Below are 26313 nucleotides of genomic sequence, written 5' to 3'. Positions count from 1 at the left end.
ATTCATTTCAGGCGCGAGGCACAAAGGCGATTCCCCGCCGTGCCAAGACAGCCCGGAACGCCAAGGATCAGATCCGGGCTGCCGGACGTGTCGTAAGGTTGCTCTAGTCCTCAACCGGTGTGGGACATTGTGAGTAGCCTCAAGGAACCCTCGTGTTGAACATTCTGAATGCCGCCAAGCGCGTGCTGGTGGGCAGGCCGTACAGAAACGACCGGATGGCCCACACCCTGCTTCCCAAGCGTATTGCGCTGCCCATTTTTGCCTCCGATGCGTTGTCGTCAGTGGCCTACGCGCCGGATGAAATCCTCTTGACACTGGCCCTCGCCGGTGTCAGCGCCGTGGCTTTTTCGCCTTGGGTAGGTCTGGCCGTCATGGTCGTTCTGCTGACTGTTGTTGCCTCATACCGGCAAAACGTCCACGCGTACCCCTCCGGCGGCGGTGACTATGAGATTGCCAACGTCAACCTGGGAAAGCCGGCAGGATTGACGGTGGCCTCGGCGCTTCTGGTCGACTATGTCCTGACCGTCGCAGTGTCGATGTCCTCGGCGGCTTCCTACCTGACCACTGCTGTACCTTCCCTGCATGGCAGGCAGGCCATCATTGCCACTGTCGGCGTCGTGATCCTTGCCCTGGTGAACCTACGGGGCATCAAGGAAGCGGGCAACGTCTTTGCCGTTCCGACATATATCTTCATGGCATCCATCCTCGGGATGACAGCCGTGGGGGTCTTCCAGGCGGCCACGGGAACCCTCGCGGAGGCACCCTCGGCGGCGTTCACGATCGTGCCTGCCCCCGGCTTCGATGAGGGGATGGTGGGCCTCGCCGGGGCCTTCCTCCTCCTCAGGGCCTTTTCTTCGGGGGCTGCGGCGCTCACTGGCGTGGAGGCCATCAGCAATGGTGTTCCCAACTTCAAAAAACCCAAGAGCAAAAACGCGGCGACCACCCTGCTCCTTCTCGGCGTCATTGGTGCCTCCATGCTGGCCGGCATCATGTACCTGGCCAACGCCACCAAAGTTCATATTGTGCTCGATCCAGCAACAGAGTTCCTGCTCAACGGCCAGCCACTGCCCGAGGACTACATTCAGAACCCGGCCATCAGCCAGATTGCACAGACTATTTTTGGGGCCGGGTCCCTGCCGTTCTACATTGTGGTAGCCGCCACGGGTGTCATCCTGGTCTTTGCCTCCAATACGGCCTTCAACGGGTTCCCGGTCCTTGGCTCCATCCTCGCCCAGGATGGCTACCTGCCCCGTCAGCTGCGGACCCGTGGCGACAGGCTGGCGTTCAGTAACGGCGTCCTCGCGTTGGCCGCAGGGGCGCTGGTGCTCATCATCTCCTTCAACGCTGACGTCACCAAGCTGATCCAGCTCTACATTGTTGGTGTCTTTATCTCCTTCACTGCCAGCCAGCTCGGCATGATCCGGCACTGGGGCCGGGCCCTGAAGCTGGCCAGGGACAAGACAGTGCGTCGCCAGATCATGAAGTCAAGGATCATCACCACCATCGGTTTCAGCATGACGGCACTTGTCCTGGTCATTGTGCTGATAACGAAGTTCCAGCAGGGTGCTTGGATTGCACTCCTAGCCATGTTGGTGCTGTACCTGATCATGTGGAGCATCCGGGCCCACTATGACAATGTTGCGAAGGAACTCGCAGTGGATGAGGATTCCTCGCCACGTGCGCTGCCCACCCGGGTCCACGCAGTTCTCCTGGTCTCCCACGTGCGCAAACCTGTTCTTCGCGCGCTGGCCTACGCACGTGCATCGCGGCCGTCCCAGTTGGATGCCATTACTGTGGATATCGACCCCGATGAGACTGCGCAGACCATTGCGGACTGGGACAAGCTGGACATCCCTGTTCCCCTGACCGTCCTTTCCAGCCCTTATCGGGAGACCATTACGCCCATCATGGAGTACGTCAAGACCATGCGAAAGGACTCCCCGAGGGACCTTGTTGTGGTGTACATCCCGGAGTATGTAGTGGGTAAGTGGTGGGAGCAGCTGGTCCACAACCAGACGGCGCTCCGCATCAAGACCCGGCTGCACTTTGAGCCCGGCGTCATGGTGGCCAGCGTCCCGTGGCAACTGAAATCTTCCGAAGAAGCAAAGAATATGCAGGATATGCGATGAATGAATTCACACAGCCCAACTCCGCGGCAGCCAGCGAGGCCCAGCAACCTACCGAAGTGGTGATCGACGTCGGACCGGTTGCCCACGGTGGGCACTGCGTTGCCCGGTACCAGGGACGGGTCATCTTTGTCCGGCATGCAGTGCCGGGCGAGAAGGTAAAAGTCAGGATCACCGACGCCGGTGAGAACGCAAAATTCTGGCGTGCCGACACCATTGAAGTGCTGGCGGCCGACCCGGAGCGCGTGGAGCACTTCTGGCATGCTGCGGATCCGCTGCGGACATGGGCCAATGGGCATGCACCGGTGGGGGGAGCTGAGTTTGGGCATATGACACTGGCCAAGCAGCGCGAACTCAAAGCCGCAGTGCTGACGGAACAGCTGCAGCGTTTGGCAGGCCTCGATGTCTCCGTTGAGGTCCAGGGGGTTGGTGTTGCCCCGTCAGAACCTAGCGGTACTGGACCTGATGCGGCGTCCGACGCCGGCAGTCGCCTCGGTGCTAGCGGCACCGAGGGTCTGGGGTGGCGGACGCGGGCAGCCTACTCCATGACGCGTGGTGGCCGCCTGGGAATGCACGCCCACCGTTCCGAAGATATCCTTGCAGTACGGGAAATGCCGCTTGCTGTGCAGGCCATCAACGACCTTGCCCTGTGGGACCTGGACCTTGACGGGATAACACGGGTAGAGGTGGCCGCACCCGCCAATGGCTCCGCCCCCCTGGTCCTCCTGGTTCCGGCAGCAGGCACAAAACCGCGACGGCTGCGCATGCTGGCTGCCCAGGTTCCTGGGGATGCCTCTGTCGCCGCCCTCGACGCAGCGACGGGCGCTGTGACCCAGCTCCGTGGCCGTACCTGGCTCCAGGAAACCGCTGCCGGCCACGACTACCGTGTTTCCGGTGGCGGGTTCTGGCAGATCCACAAGGCTGGCCCGGACACCCTGGTGGCTGCCGTGCTGGAACTTTTGACCGGTGCAGGCCACCTACGGGATGGATCCTCAGTCGCCGATCTCTACGCTGGCGCCGGTCTCTTTACCGTGCCACTGGCCGCTGCCGTGGGGGAAAGCGGCACGGTCCTGAGCATTGAGGGCGCAGCCGGCAGCAGCAGGGATGCCCGAAAGAACGTCCGCGGAGCCGCGCAGGTGGAGATCATTGAGGGGCGTGTGGAAAAAGTCCTACGGTCCGCCCAAAGGTCCTTTGACTCGATTGTCCTCGATCCGCCGCGCGCAGGTGCAGGCAAGGCTGTCATCGGCCAGCTCCTGGCCTCGGCACCCAAAGCCATTGCCTACGTCTCCTGCGACCCAGCATCGTTTGCGCGCGATGTCGGATATGTTCAGGAAGGCGGCTGGGAGCTCTCCGAACTGCGGGCCTTTGACCTCTATCCGCACACCCATCACCTGGAAACTGTGGCGCTGCTGACTCCCAAGGGCGCCACCCCGTAGGATGGGGGAGAGTAATCCACGTCGCGTACGGTTGCTCCTGCAACCTGCTCCGGGTAGGGGGTGCAATCCGCATTTCCGTTAGGACTGCCTAACTGGTAACGGGTCAACCGCGCGGCAAAGATGAAACTGTTGCGAGAGGAGTCCTGCGATGAGCGTTGTGGACAGCTTCGGTTCAAAAGGCAAACTTAATGTAGCCGGAACCGAATACGAAATTTTCCGGTTGAACTCCGTTGAAGGTGCAGAAAACCTTCCGTTCAGCCTCAAGGTATTGCTAGAGAACCTGTTGAGGACCGAGGACGGCGCGAACATCACCGCCGATCACGTGCGCGCCTTGGCTGGCTGGGATCCAGATGCCCAGCCTGATACAGAGATCCAGTTCACGCCTGCCCGTGTGATCATGCAGGACTTCACTGGAGTTCCCTGCATCGTCGACCTCGCCACCATGCGTGAGGCAGTCAAGGAATTGGGTGGTGACCCCAAGCGGGTCAACCCCCTGGCACCCGCCGAAATGGTGATCGACCACTCCGTCCAGATCGACGCTTTCGGCAACGCCGGCGCCCTGGAACGCAACATGGAGATCGAGTACCAGCGCAACGGTGAGCGCTACCAGTTCCTTCGCTGGGGCCAGACTGCCTTTGACGACTTCAAGGTGGTGCCACCGGGAACCGGCATTGTGCACCAGGTAAACATTGAATACCTGGCGCGCACCGTCATGACGCGCGAGATCGATGGAGTCACCCGTGCATACCCGGATACCTGCGTCGGGACGGACTCACACACCACCATGGTTAACGGCATGGGCGTGCTGGGCTGGGGAGTGGGCGGCATCGAAGCCGAAGCTGCCATGCTGGGCCAGCCTGTCTCGATGCTCATTCCCCGCGTTGTGGGATTCAAACTGACCGGTTCCATTCCGGCAGGGGCTACCGCCACTGACGTCGTGCTCACCATTACCGAGATGCTGCGTAAGCACGGCGTCGTGGGTAAGTTCGTCGAATTCTACGGCGAAGGTGTTGCGGCAGTGCCGCTGGCAAACCGCGCCACCATCGGCAACATGAGCCCGGAGTTCGGCTCCACGGCTGCCATGTTCCCGATCGACGATGTCACCATCGATTACCTGCGCCTCACCGGCCGTTCAGAAGAAAACGTCTCTCTGGTGGAGTCGTACGCCAAGGAGCAGGGACTCTGGCACGACGCCGCAAGGGATATCCGCTTCTCCGAGTACCTCGAGTTGGATCTCTCCACGGTTGTTCCTTCCATTTCCGGACCCAAGCGTCCCCAGGACCGTATTGAGCTGACGGATGCCAAGGAGCAGTTCCGCAAGGACATCCATAACTATGTGGCACTCAGTGGTGGCAGCGTTGACGAGGCCCTGGACGAATCGTTCCCGGCATCTGATGCGCCGTCGTTCACGCACGCTGATTCGGTGACCACTGACGCCCCGCGTCTGGTCTCCGCTGCTGACGGCGCCCACGGCCGGCCGTCCAATCCGGTGCACGTCACCATGGATGATGGCCGGACGTTCGAACTGGACCATGGAGCGGTCTCCATCGCTTCCATCACGTCCTGTACCAACACATCCAACCCCTCGGTGATGCTCGCCGCCGCGCTGTTGGCACGCAACGCCGTCGAGAAGGGCCTGATGTCCAAGCCCTGGGTGAAGACCTCTGTTGCTCCCGGCTCCAAGGTTGTCACGGAGTATTACGAGAAGTCAGGCCTGAACCCCTACCTGGAGAAGCTCGGTTTCTTCACGGTGGGTTACGGCTGTGCCACCTGCATTGGCAACTCGGGCCCGCTGGAAAGCCAGATCTCCGAGGCGATTCAGGAGCACGATCTGTCGGTCACGGCTGTGCTTTCCGGAAACCGCAACTTTGAAGGCCGCATCAACCCGGACGTCAAGATGAACTACCTGGCCTCACCGCCCCTGGTCATCGCCTACGCCCTGGCTGGTTCCATGGACTTCGACTTTGGTGTTGACGCCCTGGGTCAGGACACTGACGGCAACGACGTTTTCCTCAAGGACATCTGGCCCAACCCCGTGGAGGTCCAGGAGGTTATCGACTCCTCGATTGACAGCGAAATGTTTGCCAAGGGCTACGAAGGCGTATTTGACGGGGATGACCGGTGGAAGGCACTCGACACTCCCGCCGGCGACACTTTCGCCTGGGATCCGAACTCCACCTACGTGCGGAAGCCCCCTTACTTCGATGGCATGCCCGCCAAGCCGGACGCCGTCAAGAACATTTCCGGTGCACGCGTTCTGCTCAAGCTGGGCGATTCAGTCACCACTGACCACATCTCGCCTGCTGGTTCATTCAAGTCGGACACTCCCGCCGGGCAGTACCTGCTGGCCAATGGTGTCGAGCGCAAGGACTTCAACTCCTACGGTTCACGCCGAGGTAACCACGAGGTCATGATCCGCGGAACGTTCGCGAACATCCGTATCCGCAACCAGCTCCTGCAGGACGTCGAGGGTGGGTTCACCCGCGACTTCACGCAGGACCAGGGTCCACAGGCCTATGTCTACGATGCAGCCCAGAACTACCACGCAGCAGGCACACCGCTAGTGGTCCTGGCTGGCAAGGAATACGGTTCAGGGTCCTCGCGTGACTGGGCTGCCAAGGGAACGGCACTCCTGGGTGTCAAGGCAGTCATGGCCGAGAGCTATGAGCGCATCCACCGCTCCAACCTGATTGGTATGGGTGTCCTGCCACTGCAGTTCCCCGCAGGGGAGTCAGCAGCAACGCTAGGACTAGAGGGCACCGAGCACTTTGCCGTTGAGGGCGTGACAGTCCTGAACGAGGGTACGACCCCGAAAACGCTGAAGGTTACGGCTACCAAGGAGGACGGTTCCACCTCTTCCTTCGACGCTGTACTGCGTATCGATACCCCTGGCGAAGCCGACTATTACCGCAACGGTGGCATCCTGCAGTACGTCCTGCGCCAGATCTCAGCCAGCTGATCAATAGTTACTAGCTGAGTTCATCCCTTGCAGAGCCCCGGCCGGTCACCGACCAGCCGGGGCTCTGCGTGTCTCGCAATTTCTGCGAGGCGTTAGAGTTAACAGGCACGTCTACCACCCGAAGGAGGGACCGTTGGGCATCTTGGAAACCATCCAGAACCCGCAGGACCTGAAAGGCCTTACCGAGGTTGAGCTGGAACAGCTTGCAACGGAGATCAGGGCTTTCCTCATCAGCAATGTCTCCCAGACGGGCGGACACCTGGGCCCGAACCTCGGTGTGGTGGAACTGACAGTGGCGGTTCACCGAATTTTTGATTCACCTCGTGACAGCGTCATTTTTGATACCGGCCACCAGTCGTATGTGCATAAGCTGCTGACCGGGCGTCAGGACTTCTCCACCCTCAGGCAGCAGGGTGGGCTCTCTGGCTATCCGTCGAGGTCGGAATCAGAACACGACATTGTCGAGAGTTCACACGCATCATCGTCCCTGTCGTGGGCGGATGGCATCTCACGTGCCCGCCAGTTGACGGGTGAGGGTGATCGGTACACGGTAGCCGTGGTGGGCGATGGCGCACTGACTGGCGGCATGGCCTGGGAGGCCCTCAACAACATTGCCGCCGACAAGCGCCGTCGCGTTGTTGTTGTGGTCAACGACAACGGCCGTTCCTATGCGCCAACCGTGGGTGGCTTCGCTGACTACCTCGCGTCGTTGCGGCCCACCATCGACTCGTTCCGTGCAGCACCGGCCTACGAGGGCGCACTGGACTGGTCCAAAAAGAAGCTCCAGAACGGCGGCCCAGTAGGCCAGTTCAGTTACAAGAGCTTGCATGCCATGAAAAAGGGCATCAAGGACTGGTGGGCACCCCAGGGCATGTTTGAGGACCTGGGCATGAAGTACATTGGGCCCGTTGATGGCCACGATCTTGCAGCCCTTGAAAACGCGCTCTCCACAGCCCGTACCTATGCGGGTCCGGTGATTGTCCACTGCATGACGGAAAAGGGCCACGGGTATGCGCCGGCTCGCGCCCATGACGCAGACCAGTTCCATGCGGTCGGCATTATTGATCCAGAAACCGGCGCACCGACCGGCGAGGCAGGGGCTGCATCCTGGACCTCCGTCTTTGCCGACGAGATCGCGGATATTGCCGATGAACGTCCAGATATTGTCGGGATCACCGGCGCCATGCTTATTCCGGTTGGTCTGCACAAGTTTGCCGCCAGGCACCCGGAACGCGTCATTGACGTCGGTATCGCCGAACAGCACGCCCTGACATCGGCAGCTGGCATGGCTTTTGGTGGGCTGCATCCTGTGGTCGCAATCTACGCCACCTTCCTGAACAGGGCTTTTGACCAGTTGTTGATGGATGTTGCGCTGCATAAGGCCGGTGTGACAATCGTCCTGGACAGGGCGGGTGTCACGGGACCTGATGGGGCAAGCCACCACGGTATGTGGGACATGTCCATGGTCCAGATTATTCCGGGGCTTCACCTGGCTGCTCCACGGGATGCAACCAGGCTCCGCGAAGAACTCCGTGAGGCCGTGGCGATCGCGGATGCGCCGAGCGTCGTGAGGTATTCCAAGGGAACGGTCGGGGCCGAGGTCGATGCCATCGAGCGACTCAGCGATGGTGTTGACGTCCTCGCGCGCAGGCCGCAAGGTTCTGCCGGGAATGACGTCCTGATTGTCAGCGTCGGCACCATGTCGGAGTTGGCCCTTGACGTGGCCGATCGTCTTGGTGATCAAGGCATCAGCACCACCGTGGTGGATCCCCGATGGGTGCTCCCCGTGCGCCAGTCGATCATTGCCCTCGCCTCCCACCATCGGCTTGTCATCTGCCTGGAAGACGGTGTTCGGGCTGGTGGAGTGGGGTCGCGGATTCGCCAGGAAATGCGGGCTGCCGGGGTGGATACTGCGCTCAATGAGGTGGGTCTTCCCGTGGAGTTCCTGGACCACGGCAGCCGCCAGGAAGTCCTTGAGCGGGTGGGTATCACCGCCCAGCAGATCACTCACGACGTCGTCGCGCAGGTGTTGGGGACCAAGGTCCCCTTTGCGAGGCCTCTTCCGGGCCAGGAACACCCGGCGACAGGCAGCCTGCCGATTATATAGTTGCTCTCAGCTGGCTCCTGTCCGCGAAGGGACGTGGTGGCCGCATCACACGGCTGGATGCGAAGAACAGATGTACCGGACACACACTGTCCGGCAATCCCCCTTTCCGGCATGTCGGCGGAGTGGTTCACGAGAGGACAGTCATGAGCGGAATTATCAGGGTCTACAGGCGCGACGAGGACAAGGTCCTGCATTTTCGCGAGGCCTGGTTTGACGAGGATTACAGCCAGTTCGTCATGAACCACGGAGTCGTGGGGCATCAGAGCAGCACGGATGAGACAGACGTTGCAGCCGATGCGGCAGAGGGCCTGATGGATGCGTTTGCCGTGCAGTGCGCCGAGGATGGCTACGCAGAGATCCCGGATGATCAGCAGCACTGGGTGGTTGCGCAGTATGCACTCAAGACGAAAGTGGGCACGGACCGGGACCGCTACCTTGAGGAAAAGGCCAAGGACGCACTCATCAGCCATTTGGCCTGGCGAGGTCTCGGCATCGTTGACCGCTCGGAATTTTCTGACGGAAAACTGAACATTTTCTGCCTTTGCCCTGATGTGAACAAGGCTGTCAACGCCATTAAGGTGTGCATTCGGACCGAGGACCTCGATTTTACCAAGCTAAGTATCGGCTCAGCCACGTATGGCGAGCCGACAGTGCTGAAGCTCAAGCACGGCCCCAAGAACGCCACGCGCTTCGCCCTCTAAGACCGGCTCCTCTCCGACGGGGACACCTGCCGCCATAGGACGCCCATGCGGGGCCCGGCTACGGTGGAGGTTGATGATGCGTTGTAGGGTGGAAAACATGACTGCTTACCGCCGCCTTGGAAAGTCCGGACTGTCCGTCTCCGTTGTTGGCCTGGGGTGCAACAACCTCGGCCGGGCCGGGACGGCCACAGAATCCCAGCAGGGAACCGATGCTGTGGTCCACGCGGCCCTTGACGCCGGGATCACCCTTTTTGATGTAGCTGACGCCTATGGTTCTTCACCGGGCCTCAGTGAGCAGATGCTTGGCAAGGCGCTTCATGGCCGTCGCGACGAGGCGATTGTGGCCACCAAATTTGGCATGGACATGAAGGGTGCCAGTGGACCGGACTTTGGTGCTCGGGGCTCCCGGCGCTACATTGTGCAGGCCGTGGAAGCATCCCTGCGCCGCCTGGGGACCGACTGGATAGATCTCTACCAGTTCCATACTCCTGACCCGCTGACGCCCATCGACGAGACCCTGAGTGCACTCGATGACCTCGTGTCCAGCGGGAAGGTCCGCTACCTTGGCCACTCCAACAGGTCAGGCTGGCAGATCGCCCAGGCCGAATATGTGGCCAGGGAACTTGGCAGTACTAGGTTTATTTCCACCCAGAACCACTACAATCTCCTGGACCGCCGCGCCGAGCTCGAAGTCACACCCGCCGCAGAGGAATTTGGACTCGGAGTACTTCCGTATTTCCCTTTGGCCAACGGCCTTCTCACCGGAAAGTACACGAAGGGCAAGGCGCCTGCAGGCTCGCGCCTCAGCCACACCCGCAGTAACCTCGTGGACGACGCCGACTGGCAGCAGTTGGGCCAGTTCAGCGAGTTTGCGAAAAACCGGAATCTGAGTGAGATCCAGGTGGCTTTCTCTTGGCTTGCCGCGCAGTCCTCGGTGGGCAGCGTCATTGCTGGTGCCACCCGGCCCGAACAGGTTGTCGAGAATGCGGCAGCAGCATCCTGGCTGCCCTCTGACGCGGAGCGTGAGGAGCTGGATGCCATTTTTCCGAAGGTCCCCAAAGTAGCCCTCTTCTAGGCAGCCATGACATCCTTCCTGCTGGATGTGGACACCGGCATTGATGATGCCCTTGCCCTCGTTTACCTCTCCGCGCTGCCGGAGACAGAGTTTGTGTCCGTCACGGCCACTCCCGGCAACGTGGATGCGGACCAGGTCGCTAGGAACACGCTAGCGATTCTGGAACTGTGCGGCCGGCCGGGCATCGAAGTCGCCATTGGTGCTCGCGCTCCATTGCACATACCGCTTGTGACCACACCAGAGACCCATGGACCACAGGGATTGGGCTACGCAGAGCTCCCAGATCCGCAGGGCAGTTTATCGGAACATGACGCCGTAGACCTGTGGGTTGCCCATGCCCGGGCTAGGCCTGGTGAGCTGACGGCGTTGATCACTGCTCCGTTGACCAACTTTGCCCTGGCCCTGCGTAGGGAGCCTGCGCTGCCCGAGCTCCTCGCAGGAGTTGTCATCATGGGCGGAAGCTTCTACCACCAGGGGAACACCACTCCCACGGCGGAGTGGAATACCCATGTGGATCCCCATGCGGCCAAGGAGGTCTTTGCAGCGTACCGGGGCCGGGCCGTGGACAAGCTGCCCGTCGTCTGTTCGTTGGACACCACGGAACGGATTGAAATGCACCCGGAGCACGTCCGCCTCCTGGCTGAGGCTGCTGGCCTGGCATTGCCTGAACACGTGGACGGAGATCAGCCGGAAGGGCAGCGGAGCACTGCCGACAATGCCCTGATTCGACAGCTCTCGGATGCTCTGAGATTTTACTTCGAATTCCATCGGCACTATGACCAGGGATACCTGGCGCACGTCCACGACTATTTTGCGGCCGGTGTGGCTGCAGGGACGCTGTCGGTGGAAACCAGGCTTGCGACAGTTGACGTGGAGACTGAATCCGCGCTCCTGATGGGCACAACCGTGGCCGACTTCCGTGGGCTCTGGGCCCAGCCGCCCAACGCCCGGATAGTCTCAGTGAACCATCCGGACGCAGCGTTTCAGGAACTGATATCTGCCGTCGGGGCTCTCGCCGTCACCCTGGGGTAGGGAGGCTAGCAAGGGTCCACAACGGCGGACGCCAGCATCGCTGGCTCAGAGCGGCGCATCCGCCGGTTCGTCAACACCGAGCGACAGGAGGGCATTTTCCACCACCTCGGTCAGTGCCGGATGGATCCAGTACTGTCCGCGTGCCATGGTGTACACCGGCACTGAGGTGGTTATTGCCTGAATCAGGGGTTGAATCAGGAGGGAGGCCTCGTGTCCCATAATGTGGGCACCGAGCAGTTTGCCAGTGGCTTTTTCCGCAACCAGCTTGACGATCCCTTCCCTGTCCTCCATGGCCCAGCCATAGGCGGTGCTTCCATAGTCCTGGATGGCCGTGACAATTTCGACGCCCTCGCCGGCCTGCTCCCTGGCTTGATCCTCCGTCAATCCAACGGCTGCAATCTGCGGAGTGCTGAAGACTGCAAACGGCACGGCCCTCGTGTCCAGGGGGCGCTGGCTCTGCGGATGTTCGAGGTTGTGGGAGACCACGCGGGCTTCGCGATTGGCCACATGCTTGAGCTGGTGGCGATTGGCAATGTCGCCAAGGGCGTAGATTCCGTCCACGGCGACCCCGTTGGAAAGGACCTGCTGGAACGGATCGACGTCGAGCGTTCCGTCAGCACTAAGGTCGAATCCTGCCACATCAAGGTCAAGCGTGTCCGAGTTGGGAATGCGGCCGGTAGCCAGCAGGACGACGTCAGCCTGGAGCTTCAGCGTCTCTCCTGCGTCGTTGCCAAACACCACTGTTACCTCGGCACCGTCGGCCGGCCGCTGACTATCACCCGCCTGAATCTCCAGGAGGCGCCAGCCAAGTTTAAGGTCCCATCGCCCGGCGGCGGCTATGGCGAACCGGCGGGAGATCTCCTGGTCGTTGCCGCGCAGGAGTGACTGCGAGCGGTTCACCTGGACGACGTCGGCGCCCACGCCGTGGAAAATCGAGGCAAATTCCGCTGCAATGTAGCCGCCACCCACGACCACGGCTTTTTTGGGTGGTCCATCAATGCGCATGACGGTGTCGGAGGTGTGCACCTGCGGAAGATCGACGCCGGGAACGTCGGGTATGCGGGCTCGGGAGCCGGCGGCGATCACGATGCGGTCTGCGGTGATCTCAACTCCGGAAGCCGTGCGCAGTGCCCTTGGGCCGGTGAACTTCACGTACTCCGCATACAGATCAACATTATCCAGCTCTTCGTCCCGGTATCTGCGTCCACCCGCAGAGATGGCATCGATCCGGCCAAAGACCCGGTCCCGGATTTCATTCCAGCGGACGCCGTCCAGTGTCAGGTCAACGCCAAGCCGCCCGGCCTCTGTAGGTGCGGCGGCCAGGCCGGCTGGATAGACGAACATCTTGGTGGGGATGCAGCCCACGTTCAGGCACGTGCCCCCGAAGGTGCCACCGTCGATGAGGGCAACCCGCTTGTCATCCCAGAAGGGAGTGATGAGTGAGTTTCCGGAACCGGAACCAATGATGGCGAGATCGTAATGCGGCATTCTGGGCCTTTCGGGTCAGTGGACGGCCAGCCGCCCAGAACCAGCCTAGGGGATCATCACTCCATGCGGCAGCGCGGCGAGCCCCGATGGCTTTCCCGGTAGACTCAGTGCTGGACCGGAAGGGCAATGAGTACCTCCGGTTGCCGCTCAGGTGACATAGGCGGCGTCCATGATGTTCCGACCTTTGCCGCCGCATACTGCGGAGGTGGTGGGTGCATCGCGTCTGGAAAAGCAGGATCTGGAAGTATTCGGACCAGCGCCCCAAACCCTGAAGGAACTTCAATGTCATCGACCTCCCTGACGCTGCCCGCGCCGGCCCCCGCGGCTGCGCGCAAGCGGCGCCTGCTCGAAATTCTTGGTGCCCTCGCCATTGCGGGAACCTATGCCTATCTGGTCCTCAACCAACCTTCTGACATCGCGGGCGGTCCCGGCAGTGCAGCGGCGTTGATCGCGCTGTCTGGTTTCCTCGTGGGCGCCATTCTCCTTATCATGGCCGTTCTGCCTACCCTGCCGGCGAGCACGCTGGTCCTCATCCCGGTGGCCCTGGTGCTCAATATTGTGCTCGGACAATTTGTCGGAAGTACCCTGGTGCCGTTTTACCTTGATGCCATAGGCACCGTGCTGATTGCTGTGCTGGCGGGACCCGCTGCCGGAGCTGCAACAGGCGCACTGAGCAGCATCATCTGGTCCTTCTTCAACCCGACAGTCCTGCCGTTCGCAGCAGGAGCTGCACTCATTGGTGCCCTCGCCGGACTGGCCGCACGCTACGGTCTCTTCCGCCGCTTCTATTTCGCGCCGATCGCAGGCTTCCTCACCGGGATCATTGGTGGCGTGGTGTCAGCACCCGTGGCGGCGTTTGTCTTTGGCGGTACCTCCGGGGTCGCTACGGGCGCCATTGTGAGCGCATTTCGCGCCATGGGCGATACGCTCTTCGCCGCCATTACCAAGCAGGCGCTCCTTTCGGACCCCATGGACAAGGCGATCGTCTTTACCCTTGTGGCTCTCCTGGTCTATGCACTTCCGCGGCGGGCCCGGCTGCAGTTCCCCTTTGTCCGACGCCATAACGTCCTTGCCGGGACGGGCCGCGACGACGCCACCAACTGACGACCTTCTCCGCGGTTCCGCCTAGGTACCCATGAAACTCCACCCGCTCACGTCCCTGGCCATCGCTGGCAGTGCCGCCGTCGTGACGACGGCGGCAGCAAGCGTGCCGTTGTCCCTTGCGGTCATGGCGACGGCAGCAGCGCTGTCGTTCATGTCCGGGCGTGGAGCCCAGGTTCTTGCTGCCTCGGCTATGATCCTGGTGCCTCTCTGCCTGGCGCTGTTCATGGTGCACGGGCTGTTCTTCCCGGAGGGAACCACAGTCATTGCACAGTGGGGACCGGCCCGAGTGACCATAGAGGGGCTCACTTTTGCCGCTGAACGCGCCTCCCGGATTGGCGCCGCAGTGGTGCCCCTGCTGGTATTTTCGTGCACGGTCAGTGTTCCCGACCTGGTGGCAGCACTCTCCGCCAGGGGCGTTTCCGGCCGGGTGGCATTTGTGCTGGCCGCAACGCTGGCTCTGGTACCTGCCATCGGTCAGCAACAGCTACGTATCCGCCAGGCCCAGGAAGCGCGCGGCCTGGTCATCCGACGGCATCTTCCCTCCCGTATTGCAGCGTTCCGGCTGCAGGCTTTGCCGTTGGTGTTGTCACTGGTGGAAGAAGCTTCCGGCCGGGCCCAGGCCCTTGAGGCCCGGGGATTTGTTTCGGCCGCCAGGCCGACTAGTTACCGACAGGTCCAGGATCCGTTGCCGCAGCGGATCCTGCGCTGGCTCGTTCTCTTATGCGCCGCCGTTGTTGTGGGCCTCCGGCTCTCCAGTAGTCTGCCGGGTGGGAACTGGTGACCGAAGAAAGCTCGGTTCTCCGCGCCTGTGTGGAGCACTTCACCTTCCACGACGAAGCAGGTCCCGTGCTGACGGGGCTGGAACTCGCCCTGCGACGAGGTACCATCACGGCCCTTCTTGGAGCCTCCGGCAGCGGAAAAACCACTCTCGGCAGACTGCTGGGCGGGTGGTCGAGGCCAGGGAACTCAGGCCTTCTCTCCGGTGTCCTTGAGGTCGCTGGCCAGATACTCCATTTCGAGGGAACCGACGATGATCCAGCCATCAATGCCGCGGAGTGGGCCCGCCATGTGGGGTATGTGCCGCAGGACAGCACAACTGTGCTCTCCATGGTCCGGGCGACAGTGGGGGAGGAGCTTGCCTTCGGACTAGAGAACCGTGGGGTGAGCCCTGCTGCCATGCGGGAGAGCGTGCAGCATGTTGCCGGACGTCTTGGGTTGACGCACCTCCTGGAGCACAGCCCCACCACGCTCTCCGGTGGAGAGCTGCGAAAGCTTGCCATCGGGTGCGTTGTCATCATGAATCCGGAGGTCCTGATTCTCGACGAGCCGGCTGCATCCCTTGACGCGGAAGCAGCGGCAGGGCTGGTAACCCTCATGCGCGATCTCGCTGGCCGGGGGACGGCAGTCCTTGTCCTCAGCCAGTGCGTGGATGCCCTGGTGCGTGCCGCTGGTCACTGGTTCCTCCTGCAGGAAGGTAGCCTGAGTGCTGGTGGAATCATGGCTGAACTGCCTGACTTTACGGCACTCGCTGCTGCGGGCCTGGTGGTCTCGGCAGGCTGCGGCGGGGTGGGGAGCACCCCAGCAACCGATCTACCCGTCGATGCCCAGCTGATGCCAGATGGGTCAGCCCATCGTGCGTTACCCCCGGATCTCGGCGGCTCAAAATTCCCTGCCGCACAACTGACTGACGTCCAGTTCGCGTTTGGCCCGGTGGCCCGGCAACGCAGGCCCTTGCGTCGGCGCAACGCCCAGCGCGCCGTTCCCCCGAACACGGTCCTGCGCGGGGTCAACCTGTCGCTTCAGGCGGGTGAGGTCATCGCAATAACGGGCCCTAACGGTGCCGGGAAATCCACGCTTCTGCGGCACTTCAATGGTCTGCTGCAGCCGGACAGCGGTTCTGTCTTGATCGAGGGGAAGGACATTGCCGGGCAGGCGACAGGGACGGTTGCCGCGGCGGTGGGACTACTTTTTCAACAGCCCAGGGACCAGCTCTTCGAACGTACGGCGCAACGTGAGGTGGCTTTCGGCCTGTCTGGCTCGGCAGGCACGATCGCTGCCGCCGCAACCCATGCCCTGGACGTGGTGGGACTCTCCGGAGCCTCCTCGCGCCACCCTGCCGAGCTGCCAGCTTCCCAGCAGCGTCTCCTTGCCCTCGCCACCGTCCTGGCTCGTCGTCCCGCCATTTTGCTGCTGGACGAACCGACAGTAGCCCTTGACGGTCATGGGCGGCGGTTCCTGGTGCGGGCAATCCACGTAGCCGCAGCGGCGGGCGCCGCCGTCGTGCTGGTCACCCACGACGTTGACTTTGCCGCTGAGGCAGCGCACAAAACCCTGGTTTTGTCCGACGGCATACTGGTGCCTGCGGAGCCGTGATGCAGCAGGGCACCGTCCCACGCGATGGGACGGTGCCCTGCTGCATCAATGGTGGAACGGGTACGTCCAGGCCAGCCTACCCAGCCGGGTGGAAGAGTCGCCCAGTCATCCGCTCGGAAGCGCCCACGCGGTCCAGGTACGGCGTAATGCCGCCAAGGAACATCGGCCAGCCAGCACCGCGGATCATGCAGAGGTCGATGTCCTCTGGCCCCGCAACAACGCCTTCATCAAGCATGAAACCCACCTCTTGGGCCAGGGCGTCTTCGGTCCTGCGAAGAACTTCCGCTGCCGTTGAGGGATTGGAGCCGAAGGTCAGCAACTCACTTGTGGACGCCGGAATGACGTGGCCGCCGTCTTCAGCAGGCGCCCAGAGCGCTGGGATTTTGTGGTCGATCATCGTCTGGAGGTTGGCGGAAACCTGGAAGCGGTCGCCGAAAGCCTCGTGCAAGGATTCCTGGACATGCTGTGCCACGGGAAGGCCCACCATTGCACCAAGGGTGAAAGGGGTCATGGGAAGTCCCATGGGTCGCAGCGCCCGGTCGGCAACGTCTGCGGGTGTTCCCTCGTCGAACGCAGCAATGACCTCTCCCATGAGTCGGAGCAGGATCCTGTTCACCACGAATGCTGCGGCATCCTTGACCAGCACTGCTTTCTTCTTCAGGCCCTTGGCCAGCTCGAAGGCGGTTGCCAGGACCGCGTCATCAGTTTTTGGGGCACGGACGATCTCCAGCAATGGCATGACAGCCACTGGGTTGAAGAAATGGAATCCCACCAGCCGCTCTGGGTGCTCCAGGTCCTCCGCCATGGCTGTGACAGAGAGCGACGACGTGTTTGTGGCGAGGATGCAGTCCGGCCGGACTATCGCTTCGATCTCGGCGAACACCTGCTTTTTGAGACCAAGTTCTTCAAAGACAGCCTCGATCACAAAGTCAGCGTCAGCAAACGCCTCTTTCGATACGGACCCCGTAATCAGTGCCTTCGTTCGGTTGGCAGCGTCCTGGCTGACGCGCTTCTTCGCCAGCAGCTTGTCTACCTCGGCGTGCACATGCGCTATGCCGCGGTCCACCCGTTCCTGGTCGATATCCGTCATGATCACGGGGACCTTGAGCTGTTTGGCGAAAAGCAACGCTAACTGCCCGGCCATGAGTCCGGCGCCCACGACACCCACCTTGGTGACGGGGCGGGCAAGCTTGCGGTCCGGTGCACCGGCTGGGCGCTTGGAACGACGCTGCACCAGGTCCAGGAAAGCATAGACCGTAGAGCGGAATTCGTCGGTCTGCATGAGTTCCGCCAGCGTCGTGCATTCGAGCTCAGCGGATTCTGCTGCCGTCATGGTCCGGTTCGCTGCCATGATGTCCAGGACTCTTCCTGGTGCCGGCGCGGCGTTGGAAGTCTTGGACTCCACGAAGGTCCTCGCCGCCGCAATGGCCGCGTCCCAGCGTTCCGTCACGACCTTATCCATCGGATCAACACTCTGGGTCCGCTCCGGCACGATGTTTCCAGCGATGACCTGGGCTGCCCAGGCCACTGACTGCTCCACAAAATCTGCTGGTTCAAAAAGAGCATCTGCCATTCCCATGGCAAACGCTTCAGGCCCGCCCAGCGTGCGGTTGTTGCTCAGCGGATTCGTGATCATCACCTTGGTGGCGTTTTCCGGCCCTATCAGGCGCGGCAGGAGGTAGACCCCACCCCAGCCGGGGACAAGGCCGATAAAAGCCTCGGGCAATGCCAGGGCTCCGGCGCCGGTGGACACAGTGCGGTAGGTGGACTGCAGTGCGATTTCCAGCCCGCCGCCCAGTGCGACGCCGTTGATGAATGCAAAGCTGGGGACACCCATGGTGGCGAGGGTGTTGTAGACATCGTGGCCCAGTTGGGCCATCCACAGCCCGTGCTCTGGGTTATCAAGGGTCTTCACCGCAGAGAGGTCTGCGCCAGCCACCAGGAAATAGGGTTTGCCAGTGACGCCAACACCAACAATCTCACCCTTGACGGCCCGGTCGCGCAGTGCTTCTAGGACGGCACCCAGTTCGATCAACGTGTTGGGGCCCAGGGTGGTGGGCTTGGTGTGGTCCAGGCCATTGTCCAGTGTGATGAGCGCGAAAGTACCGGGGCTGGCTCCATCGACACCCGGCAGGACTATGTCCTGCACATAAGAGTGCGTTATGGTTTCGTCCGGGAAAAGTTCAGCGAGCCTGGTGAAATCCTTGGCGCTCATGCCTGTGCTCCTTTTTCTGCTGCTGCGCCCAGGGAACTCGTGGCCTGGCCGCTGTACTCAGCGTGGTTGGGGTTTTCCCAGATCACTGTGGCACCCATGCCCAGCCCGATACACATGGTGGTGATGCCGTACCGAACACTGTGATCCGCAGCGAACTGGTGCGCCAGCTGGGTCATCAGCCGGACACCAGAGGACGCCAAGGGATGGCCGACGGCGATCGCCCCGCCATAGCGGTTGACGCGAGGGTCGTCGTCGGCGATCCCGAAGTGGTCCAGGAAGCTGAGAACCTGGACGGCGAAGGCTTCGTTGATCTCGAACAGGCCAATGTCGTTGATGTCCAGGCCAGCGTTGCGGAGTGCTTTTTCCGTGGCTGGCACGGGGCCGATCCCCATGACTTCCGGCTCTACTCCGGCATAGGCAAAGCTGACAAGACGCATCTTCACGGGAAGGCCGAGCTCCTGTGCTGTCTCCGAGGAAGCGAGGATTGCGGCTGTGGCACCGTCATTAAGCCCGGCGGCGTTTCCGGCAGTTACCCGCCCATGGGCTCGGAAGGGAGTCCTGAGCCCCGCGAGGTCAGCGCGTGTGGTTGCGGGGCGCGGCGGCTCGTCCGTGGTGTGGACTGTCCATCCCTGTCCAGGTTTCATGGTGGCCACGGGAACCAAATCTGGCTGTATATGCCCTGCGTCGAGGGCTGCGCCAAATTTCTGCTGTGATGCGACAGCGTAGGCATCTGTCCGGTCTTTGGTGATTGCCGGGAATCTGTCATGGAGATTTTCGGCCGTGTTTCCCATGTTCAGGGCTGCTGGATCCACCAGCCGCTCCGACATGAAACGTGGATTGGGATCGACCCCGGACCCCATGGGGTGGTTTCCCATGTGCTCGACACCACCAGCAATGACAACGTCGTAGGCACCAAACCCGATTCCACTGGCTGTGGTCGTTACAGCCGTCATGGCACCAGCGCACATTCTGTCGATCGCAAAGCCCGGCACTGTCCTAGGCAGTCCGGCGAGGAGGGCCGCTGTCCGGCCGAGGGTCAGGCCTTGATCCCCTGTCTGCGTGGTGGCAGCGACAGCTACCTCGTCGATTCGTTCCGCAGGAAGTGTTGGGTTGCGCCGCATGAGATCTCGGATGCACTTGACCATGAGGTCATCGGCGCGGGTACCGGCGTAAATACCCTTTTCGCCCGCACGCCCAAAGGGTGTCCGGACGCCATCAACAAAGACGACGTCGCGGACGGCTCGGGGGGTTCCGGGGGTACGTTCTGGACTCACAAAGTGCTCCTCATCGAGACGGTCTGTAGCTCAAGCCTGCGCGAACAGCAGTGACCCTAATGTTACTGGTGAGTAACTTGCGGCGCAAGAGTGCCCAGGAGCGCCTGTCCAGCACGCAACCGGGTTCCCCGCGGGGCCGAGCCCCTAGGAGGCGGCCTGGGTGTTTTCGCCGGTGGGTTTTTCCGGCAGCGGCTGGGGATTGAGGAAGGCATGGGTGATCAGGGGGACCACCAGTCCCAGCTGCCATTCACGCGCGCCCAAGTCCCGCAGGCTTTCCGCCACAGTCTCCATGCTGATGTCAGACGGCGGGCGCCAGGCAACGCGGCGCAGGAAGTCCGGGGTGAGGAGGTTCTCCAGCGGGATGTTGACTTCCTCCGATTTGGCCTGCAGCACGGGCCGGACTGTGGCGAGCCGCTCGGCTGCCGCAAGGTCACGGTCAGCCCAGGCGCGCGGAGGTGGGGGTGCGTTGGTGGCCAAGTGCAGAGGTGGCAGCTCTGGAAGGTCACGTGCTGCGGCGATACTACGCAGCCAGCGCGGAGCTTCCCGCTGGGCAGCTCGGCCATGAAAGCCTTTTGTCCCGAGGAGCTGGGGGACCGTCGAGGGCATGGCTTTTGCTGCTGCAACCAGGGCCGAATCGGGGATAAGCCGGCCAGGGGCCACGTCCCGCTTGCGGGCCAGTGCATCGCGCTCGATCCACAGTTCGCGAACCGCTGCCAGCTGACGACGATCGCGGATCTGGTGCAGACCAGAGGTTTTACGCCAGGGATCGATCCGGGGTGGTGCCACGCCTGCGGTCAGGATCGCTGCGAATTCTTGTTCCGCGTACTCCAGCTTCCCGTCGGCTTCCAGGAGCTCCACCAGCTCCTCGCGCAGTTCCGCGAGGACTTCGACGTCAAGGGCCGCGTAGCGGAGCCAGGGTTCGGGTAGCGGCCTAGTGGACCAGTCCGCAGCGGAGTGTTCTTTGGCGAGTCCGAAACCAAGGAGTTGTTCGATAACCGCGGCCAGCCCCACACGGGGAAGGCCAGCAAGTCGTGCCGCCAGTTCCGTGTCGAAAAGGCGGTCCGGCCACATGCCCAGTTCGGACAGGCACGGGAGATCCTGGCTGGCGGCGTGCAGAATCCATTCCACCCCGGAAAGCGCTTCATTGATGATGGACAGATCCTCAAAAGGCTCGGGATCAATAAGCCAGGACCCGGCGCCCTCGCGCCTGATCTGGACCAGGAAAGCCCTTTGGCCGTAACGGAATCCCGATGCCCGTTCGGCATCGACTCCTGCCGGACCGGTACCGGCCGCGAGTGCAGCGGCACAGCGTTGAAGCCCGGCGGCGGTTTCGATGACCAGGGGGACACCTTCGCGTGGCTCTGAGAGGGCGACGATTTCCGGGATGGATTTCTCGAATCCATCGACGTTGATGTGGGGAGGGGACTCGGCAGCAGGAGCGCCAGCTGCGGTTACGTCCGGAATGTTAGGGGTCATGGTGAATACAGTTTACCGAAACACGCGAACGCCCCCAGATTCAACTTCATCGGTTCAGTTCCTGCGTCGTCCCGGCAGTGCCGTAACACCTTCGGGAAGGGGCGGCAGTCCGGCAAACGTGCAGACCATGTCTGACCAGGCTTCCAGGTGGGATTGCACATTGGGCCCCGCAGGAGTCCAGGATGCACGCAGTTCCAGGTCAATGGTCCCAGGACGGCCGGACAGCGTTCCGAAGCTTTCCGACAGCACGCGCGTAGCTGTTCCGCCGGCGGACCGGTAGGGGGCCTGATGATTCTCCAGTGCCTCGACCAGCCACGTCCAGGCAACGGTGCCGAGCATCTCGTCATTGCCCATCTCTGGTTCCAATTGGGCCCTGATGTAGGTGACGATCCGGAATTCACCATCCCAGACGGGGGAGCCCGCCGGATCATGGAGCAGGATAAAACGACCTGTGGCCACTTCCTCATCCTCAGCCTGTCCGACAGTGGAGCTCAATGCCGATGCGGCCGGACCGTGAACGGGAGCTGCCGCACCCGCTTGTCCGGCCATGACTTCGGCCCCCAAAGCGACTGCAAAGGGCGCGAGTCGGGATGGCGCAGGGATTTCGGCAAGTCGGACTTCGCTGCGGTTCCTGGCCTTGCGCAAGGTTCCCAGTGCGTGCAGGAAGTCTGCAGGCACATGGGTAAGATCGTTCACTCTCGAAGAATACTCAGGAAAGCGAAGTATCCTTCGCAGGCACGCCGCCCGTTGTGCCTTTGGGACACGGCGCAGTGACAGCTGCCGGTGCACCGTTTTCCCGCTGGCCAGCGGCCCGGAGTGTGCCCTCGGGTACTGGCCAGCAGGGGCTTACTGCGACGAAGTGGCAGCCAATTCGCGTCGCAGAGCTGTGACGAAGGAGTCCACGTCTTCTTCGGTGGTGTCGAAGGAGCAGACCCATCGAACTTCACCGGTGGCCTCGTTCCAGTCATAAAAACGGAAGGATTCGCGGAGTTTGTCTGCTACGCCAGCAGGAAGGACGGCGAAGACGCCGTTGGACTGCGTCGCCTGCGTGGGCACGACTCCTGCAAGGCCATCCACTCCGGAGCGGAGGCGGGCAGCCATGGTGTTTGCGTGCTGTGCGGACCGGAGCCAGAGACCGTCCTGCATCAGGGCAATGAACTGGGCAGAGAGGAAGCGCATTTTCGAGGCCAGCTGCATGTTCATCTTGCGCAGGTATAGCAGCCCGTCGGCCGCAGCAGGATTGAGGGCCACGACAATCTCGCCAAAAAGCAGGCCATTCTTGGTGCCACCGAAGGACAGGATGTCCACCCCGGCATCGGTGGTGAAATCCCGCAGGGGCACTCCCAGGGAAGCTGCTGCGTTGGCCAATCGAGCTCCGTCCATGTGCAGCTTCATTCCGCGGGCATGGGCGTGGTCCGCGATGGCCCTAACTTCTGCAGGGGTGTAGCAGGTGCCTAGTTCAGTGGTCTGCGTGATGGAGACAGCCAACGGCTGTGCCCTATGCTCGTCGCCCCAGCCCCATGCCTCCTGATCGATAAGTTCCGGTGTCAGCTTTCCGTCCGGAGTTGCGACCTGCAGGAGCTTAATTCCGCCAATTCGCTCAGGCGCACCATTTTCATCAACGTTGATGTGTGCTGTGGTGGCGCATACAACCGCACCCCAGCGGGGCAGGATCGACTGCAGGGCGAGGACGTTGGCTCCGGTGCCGTTGAACACCGGGAACATTTCAATGCCAGGTCCAAAATGATCCTCAAGGACTTCCTGGAGGCGTGCGGTGTAGTCATCTCCGCCGTAAGCCACCTGGTGTCCGGTGTTGGCTGCGGCCAGGGCCTCAAGTACCTCGGGATGGACTCCAGAGTAGTTATCGGATGCGAATCCCCGGACGGAGGTGTCGTGGATCCGTGCCGGGTTGGTCTGGGTTGCTGTCATGTTCTCGCTCACGTTCTCAGTCTAGGGTTGCCAGGGCAGCGCCGTCGCATGATGGTCAAGGTGCCAGCGTGATGCGGTGCCCGTTGATCTCATGCCCTGGAGTATCAAAGAGCCTGACGACGGCCGATGCCAGGTCGTGTACATCCGTGGCTCCGGGGAACCTGCGTTCTGGCTGAGCCGTGCGCTGCGCGTCGTCCACCAGGGATTTGACCACCAGGACAACGGCTGCACTGTCGTTGTTGTTCGCTGCAAAACTGTCGGCCAGCGACAGTGTCCACGATTCTGCGGCCGCTTTTGCTGCCGCGTAGTTGGCATTTTTCGCCGTCGGTTTCCCTACGGCCGTTGAGGACACCATAACGAAGCGGGAGCCCTCCTGTGTTGCGAGGTCGTGGTGGAAAGTGCGTGTGACGTTGCGTAGCGTGGTCACGGCACGAGCCACCATGAAGTCCCAGTCTGAGTCACTCTGGGATGTGAAGTCAGCGCCACCACGCCAGCCGCCGACGAGATGGATGATTCCGGCCAGTCCGGGGCTGGCCGCCATCACCCGCTCACGCAGGTGCTCAACGTCCGCCGCGTCCTCAAGATCGCAGACCATGGCGGTGGCGCCACTGATGGCGGCGGCCTGCTCGCTGCGTGCCCTGTCGGATCCAATGCTCACAACACGGAATCCAGCAGCCACAAGTGCGGTGGAGACCGCGACGCCCGAGGGGCCGCTGCCGCCGGTCACGAGGACCGTACGGATGTCAGCAGCGGCTGGTACTGCGGAGGTCTGCTGCCCGGTCATGCGCCCGCAGCCGGCGCGGGAGTGGCGCCTGTTATGCCGGCTGTGGATTCGATAACTCCGCGCATTTTCTTCTCCAATGCCTCGTAAAACATTGACAGCGGGAACTCATCATCAAGAACCTGGTCGGTCAGTCCACGGGGCGGGCCATCCAGGGGTAGGGCCTGCGGACCCCGCGCCCAGACTGATGCTGGGTTGGGGGTCACTGTCGATGAGACCAGCTGGTAGGCGGCCAACCAGTGGGCGGTCTTGGGACGGTCTATTGAGCGCCAGTAGAGCTCCTCAATTGCTGCACCCAGGGCGATAACGACGTCGGCCGCTTCGTCCCAGTCGATGGTCAGCTTGGTGTCAGTCCAATGCAGGACATGGTGCTGGTGCATCCACGCAAAGAGGAGCTGGCCACCCAGTCCGTCGTAGTTGCGCACCCGGGAACCGGTGATGGCAAAGCGGAAAATCCGGTCGAAAATGACGGCGTACTGCACTAGCTTCGCGTGTTCCCTGGCCGCCGGGTCGGCGTCCTCGTCCTTCTCAATCCGCACGGATTCGCGAAACGCTGTGAGGTCGCAGCGAAGCTCCTCGAGGGAGTAGAGGAAAAACGGCATGCGCTGCTTGATCATGAAGGGATCAAAGGGCAGGTCGCCACGCATGTGGGTGCGGTCGTGGATCAGGTCCCACATGACAAAGGTTTTTTCGGTGAGTTCCTGGCTCTCAAGGAGGTCCAGTGCACCGGCAGGAAGCTCAAGGGAGGTGATCTCCGCGGCGGCGCGCAGCACACGCCGGAAACGCGCAGCCTCGCGGTCTGCGAAAATCCCGCCCCACGTGAATGTCGGCGTGGTCCGTACGCCAACGGATTCGGGAAAGAGAACCGCTGAGTTCGTGTCATAACCGGGCGTGAAGTCGATGAAGCGGATGGGGACGAATAGCTTGTTTGAGTACTCGCCAGCTTCCAGTTCGGCAATGAAATCTGGCCAGATGACCTCGATCAACACTGCTTCAACAAACCTGTTGGTACTGCCGTTCTGGGTATACATGGGAAAGACCACCAAATGCTGTCGGCCATTGAGCCTGTCGCGCTGGGGGCTGAATTCAAGCAGGGAATCGAGGAAGTCCGGGACGGGGAAGCCCGCCAAGCTCCAGCGGCGGAAGTCCTGAACCACTGCAGTGAGGTAGTCGGCGTCGTGCGGGAATGCTGGCGCAAGTGCTTCGATGCCAGCGACCAGCTGATCCACGTGTTCTGCGGCGGTGCCATGCTGTTCCGCATCAGGGATCGAGCCGTCTTTAACCTGGAGCAGCTGAAGCGACTCTGCGGCACGTCGGAGGCTGAGCCAGTCCGCGTTGGTCGCTGTGATGCTCCCGGTGATGGACTCTGAGCGGGCTGTGGTGGTGATGGTCATGGCTGCTGCGCCTCCCTTGTTGCGGTGTTCAATGAGCGTAGCAACAAGACAGGGTTTCTAACTCAAATTTGCCAGAAGGGTAAGCAACTCTGGTGCTGGATCGGCTCTTCAGCGGTTCGAGCCCTTCGAGGCGTTGGCCTCGCCACGCTCATCATCGACACGTACACCGCGCTCATCCAGGAGTGGCCCGCGCTGGCTCCCGAGGACCTGACGCGGGGGATCCGACGGGACCTGAGATGCCAGTGGCGACAGGTGGGGTACCCGCCTGTCGCCACGTGCATCGTTTCTCTCTACAGGGTCCAGCTGCTCCAGCAGAAGGTGTTCAGCCGTCCGTGGCATCCGCTGGGTCTGTAGTGCTGGTGACCAGCTTCATGGAGACCGAATTGATGCAGAAGCGCTGGTCAGTCGGGGTGCCGTAGCCCTCACCCTCGAAAACGTGTCCCAGATGGGAATCACAGGTGGCGCAGCGGACCTCGATGCGTGCCATGCCCATGGTGCGGTCATGGATGTAGCGCACCTTCTCCTCCGCGAGGGGGGCCCAGAACGATGGCCACCCACAGTGTGAATCAAACTTCTCATTGCTGGTGAACAGGTCTGCACCGCAGGCACGGCACTGGTAAACACCCTTTGTATGGGTATCCCAGTACTCACCCGTATAGGGCCGTTCAGTTCCTGACTGGCGCAGGACCTGGAATTCCTGCGCAGAAAGCTCCTGGCGCCACTCCTCATCACTCTTTACGACGGTGGGTGCCGCAGGCTGGTGAGGTGAAGGGACAAACTCGGCTACGGGCGAGGATGCGGAATCAGTGGATTTTTTTCCGAAAATACTCATATCAGGGTCAA

The 26313-nt window shown here is 61.9% G+C and carries 19 protein-coding genes; 10 read left to right on the top strand and 9 right to left on the bottom strand.

The features are described from left to right. Window positions 1–152: 152 nt before the first annotated feature. The 7 genes from QMG79_RS07210 (at window position 153) to QMG79_RS07180 (ending at window position 11436) form a co-directional block, all read left to right on the top strand. Window positions 153–2129: an APC family permease gene (locus tag QMG79_RS07210; RefSeq protein WP_283537878.1), complete on the top strand. Its 1977-nt coding sequence runs from the start codon at window positions 153–155 to the stop codon at window positions 2127–2129. Continuing rightward, window positions 2126–3562 (top strand): class I SAM-dependent RNA methyltransferase, encoded by a 1437-nt coding sequence (locus QMG79_RS07205; RefSeq protein ID WP_283537877.1) that lies wholly within the window; start codon window positions 2126–2128, stop codon window positions 3560–3562. Before QMG79_RS07210 ends, QMG79_RS07205 begins: the two co-directional genes overlap by 4 nt. A 148-nt stretch (window positions 3563–3710) precedes the next feature. Beyond that, entirely contained in the window at window positions 3711–6521 is a 2811-nt protein-coding gene (gene acnA, locus QMG79_RS07200) for an aconitate hydratase AcnA (protein WP_283537876.1), read from the top strand. Between the two features lie 133 nt (window positions 6522–6654). Further along, window positions 6655–8628, top strand: a complete 1974-nt coding sequence (gene dxs, locus QMG79_RS07195) for a 1-deoxy-D-xylulose-5-phosphate synthase (RefSeq protein WP_283537875.1) — start codon at window positions 6655–6657, stop codon at window positions 8626–8628. Between the two features lie 143 nt (window positions 8629–8771). Continuing rightward, window positions 8772–9329 carry a hypothetical protein gene (locus tag QMG79_RS07190; protein WP_283537874.1) on the top strand — a complete coding sequence of 186 codons (558 nt, stop codon included), beginning with the start codon at window positions 8772–8774 and terminating at the stop codon, window positions 9327–9329. A gap of 97 nt (window positions 9330–9426) precedes the next feature. Beyond that, window positions 9427–10404, top strand: coding sequence for an aldo/keto reductase (locus QMG79_RS07185; protein ID WP_283537873.1), 978 nt, complete (start codon window positions 9427–9429; stop codon window positions 10402–10404). Between the two features lie 6 nt (window positions 10405–10410). Then, window positions 10411–11436 carry a nucleoside hydrolase gene (locus tag QMG79_RS07180; RefSeq protein WP_283537872.1) on the top strand — a complete coding sequence of 342 codons (1026 nt, stop codon included), beginning with the start codon at window positions 10411–10413 and terminating at the stop codon, window positions 11434–11436. 45 nt (window positions 11437–11481) lie between these two features. Here the strand turns inward: QMG79_RS07180 and QMG79_RS07175 are convergent, their stop codons facing one another. Further along, window positions 11482–12924 carry a mycothione reductase gene (locus QMG79_RS07175; protein ID WP_283537871.1) on the bottom strand — a complete coding sequence of 481 codons (1443 nt, stop codon included), beginning with the start codon at window positions 12922–12924 and terminating at the stop codon, window positions 11482–11484. Between the two features lie 282 nt (window positions 12925–13206). Here QMG79_RS07175 and QMG79_RS07170 point away from each other — a divergent pair, with 282 nt between their 5' ends. From QMG79_RS07170 to QMG79_RS07160, 3 genes are read left to right on the top strand one after another with little or no spacing between them, the layout of a single operon-like run. Continuing rightward, a complete protein-coding gene (locus QMG79_RS07170) occupies window positions 13207–14028 on the top strand; it encodes an ECF transporter S component (protein ID WP_283537870.1) in 822 nt (273 codons plus the stop codon). 31 nt (window positions 14029–14059) lie between these two features. Next, window positions 14060–14809: an energy-coupling factor transporter transmembrane component T gene (locus tag QMG79_RS07165; RefSeq protein ID WP_283537869.1), complete on the top strand. Its 750-nt coding sequence runs from the start codon at window positions 14060–14062 to the stop codon at window positions 14807–14809. Then, window positions 14806–16401, top strand: coding sequence for an ABC transporter ATP-binding protein (locus QMG79_RS07160; RefSeq protein WP_283537868.1), 1596 nt, complete (start codon window positions 14806–14808; stop codon window positions 16399–16401). The genes QMG79_RS07165 and QMG79_RS07160 overlap by 4 nt, the downstream gene beginning before the upstream one ends. A 76-nt stretch (window positions 16402–16477) precedes the next feature. Here the strand turns inward: QMG79_RS07160 and QMG79_RS07155 are convergent, their stop codons facing one another. The 8 genes from QMG79_RS07155 to msrB form a co-directional block, all read right to left on the bottom strand. After that, entirely contained in the window at window positions 16478–18616 is a 2139-nt protein-coding gene (locus QMG79_RS07155) for a 3-hydroxyacyl-CoA dehydrogenase NAD-binding domain-containing protein (protein WP_283537867.1), read from the bottom strand. Further along, complete coding sequence (locus QMG79_RS07150) at window positions 18613–19890, bottom strand: thiolase family protein (protein WP_283537866.1); 1278 nt, start codon at window positions 19888–19890, stop codon at window positions 18613–18615. The genes QMG79_RS07155 and QMG79_RS07150 overlap by 4 nt, the downstream gene beginning before the upstream one ends. Before the next feature lie 144 nt (window positions 19891–20034). After that, entirely contained in the window at window positions 20035–21366 is a 1332-nt protein-coding gene (locus QMG79_RS07145; protein ID WP_283537865.1) for an HRDC domain-containing protein, read from the bottom strand. Between the two features lie 54 nt (window positions 21367–21420). Continuing rightward, window positions 21421–22062 carry a DUF3000 domain-containing protein gene (locus QMG79_RS07140; protein ID WP_283537864.1) on the bottom strand — a complete coding sequence of 214 codons (642 nt, stop codon included), beginning with the start codon at window positions 22060–22062 and terminating at the stop codon, window positions 21421–21423. Between the two features lie 150 nt (window positions 22063–22212). Next, on the bottom strand, window positions 22213–23295 hold the full coding sequence (locus tag QMG79_RS07135; RefSeq protein WP_283538039.1) for a threonine aldolase family protein: 1083 nt from the start codon (window positions 23293–23295) through the stop codon (window positions 22213–22215). A gap of 55 nt (window positions 23296–23350) precedes the next feature. Continuing rightward, a complete protein-coding gene (locus QMG79_RS07130; protein ID WP_283537863.1) occupies window positions 23351–24079 on the bottom strand; it encodes an SDR family NAD(P)-dependent oxidoreductase in 729 nt (242 codons plus the stop codon). Continuing rightward, window positions 24076–25470: a DUF6421 family protein gene (locus QMG79_RS07125; RefSeq protein WP_283537862.1), complete on the bottom strand. Its 1395-nt coding sequence runs from the start codon at window positions 25468–25470 to the stop codon at window positions 24076–24078. The genes QMG79_RS07130 and QMG79_RS07125 overlap by 4 nt, the downstream gene beginning before the upstream one ends. A gap of 322 nt (window positions 25471–25792) precedes the next feature. Further along, entirely contained in the window at window positions 25793–26302 is a 510-nt protein-coding gene (gene msrB / locus QMG79_RS07120; RefSeq protein ID WP_283537861.1) for a peptide-methionine (R)-S-oxide reductase MsrB, read from the bottom strand. Window positions 26303–26313 lie beyond the last annotated feature (11 nt).

Origin of the sequence: Pseudarthrobacter sp. PS3-L1 (assembly GCF_030063285.1) — a bacterium.
Lineage (GTDB): Bacteria > Actinomycetota > Actinomycetes > Actinomycetales > Micrococcaceae > Arthrobacter.
This window is presented reverse-complemented; position numbering and strand designations above follow the sequence as displayed.